Raw genomic sequence first — 1,351 nt, 5'->3', positions numbered from 1 at the left:
GCCCTCGCGCCGCAACACTTCGGTGATCCAGTCGGCGAAGGTGACCTGCACCGGAACCGGCTCGGCCACCGTCCGGAGCACGTCGAACTCGACGTAGTCGGGGTAGGTGCGGCAGGAGATCTGGATCGCGCCCGACGGCCCGGCGGCGTCCAGCATGGCCCGGAACACCGCGTTCGACACCTCGCGGCCGTCGGCGTCGGCCAGTGTCGCGTCCGCCGCGCACTGCCGGATGAACTCGCGGATCTCCGGCACCGCACCGGGTCGGGCGGCGAACACGCGCGTGCGCACGTCGACCGGGAGCACCTCGATCGGTTCCACGCCTGCCGCCTCTCGCCTGCCGTCCCCGGATTTTCGCCGATGGCGGCCGGTTTCACCAGTATCCTTGCGCGGGCCGGAGGTGGTCGATGAGCGAGCTGCACATTCTGTGGATCAACGGCGGGCTCGGCTGCGACGGCGACTCCGTCGCGCTGACCGCCGCCACCCAGCCCAGCATCGAGGAGATCGTGCTCGGCGGCCTGCCCGGGCTGCCCCGCATCGCCATGCACTGGCCGATGCTCTCCTACGACAGCGGCCCGGACTTCATGCGCTGGTGGCACCGGGCCGCCCGCGGCGAGTTGGACCCGTTCGTGCTGGTCGTGGAGGGGTCCGTGGCCGACGAGACCAACAAGGCCGAGGGCTACTGGACCGGCTTCGGCACCGATCCCGACACCGGCCAGCCGATCACCGCCAGCGAGTGGCTGGATCGCCTGGCCCCCAAGGCCTGGGCCGTGCTGGCGGCCGGCACCTGCGCGGCGTACGGCGGCATACACGCCATGGCCGGCAATCCGACCGGGGCGATGGGCGTGCCCGACTACCTGGGCTGGGAGTGGAAATCCCGGGCCGGCATCCCCATCGTCTGCGTGCCCGGCTGCCCGGTGCAGCCCGACAATCTGTCCGAGACGTTGCTGCATCTGCTCTACCAGTACGGCAGTCCCACGCCCGAGCTGCCGCTGGACGAGGCGCTGCGGCCGAAGTGGCTGTTCGAGACGACCGTGCACGACGGCTGCGACCGGGCCAGCTACTTCGAGCAGGACGAGTACGCCGAACAGCACGGATCTCCGCGCTGCCTGGTGAAACTGGGCTGCTGGGGCCAGGTCGTGCGGTGCAACGTGGCGAAACGGGGGTGGATCAACGGGGTCGGCGGCTGCCCCAACGTGGGCGGCATCTGCATCGGCTGCACCATGCCCGGCTTCCCCGACAAGTTCATGCCGTTCATGGAGCCGGCGGCCGGCGGCAGCCGGACGACACATCTGTCCGGCTCGGTGATCCGGGTCCTGCGCTCGATCCGCACCCGCTGAGGGGCGCACCGTGG

The 1,351-nt window shown here is 70.9% G+C and carries 1 protein-coding gene and 1 pseudogene; one reads left to right on the top strand and one right to left on the bottom strand.

All coding sequences use genetic code 11. The features are described from left to right. Positions 1-318 (bottom strand): annotated as a pseudogene (locus KUTG_RS61230) (XRE family transcriptional regulator); the annotation flags it as partial. Between the two features lie 86 nt (positions 319-404). Between KUTG_RS61230 and KUTG_RS14365 the strand changes: the two are divergent. Continuing rightward, positions 405-1,337 (top strand): NADH-quinone oxidoreductase subunit B family protein, encoded by a 933-nt coding sequence (locus tag KUTG_RS14365; RefSeq protein ID WP_043717322.1) that lies wholly within the window; start codon positions 405-407, stop codon positions 1,335-1,337. Positions 1,338-1,351 lie beyond the last annotated feature (14 nt).

Source organism: Kutzneria sp. 744 (genome assembly GCF_000568255.1).
GTDB lineage: Bacteria > Actinomycetota > Actinomycetes > Mycobacteriales > Pseudonocardiaceae > Kutzneria.
This window is presented reverse-complemented; position numbering and strand designations above follow the sequence as displayed.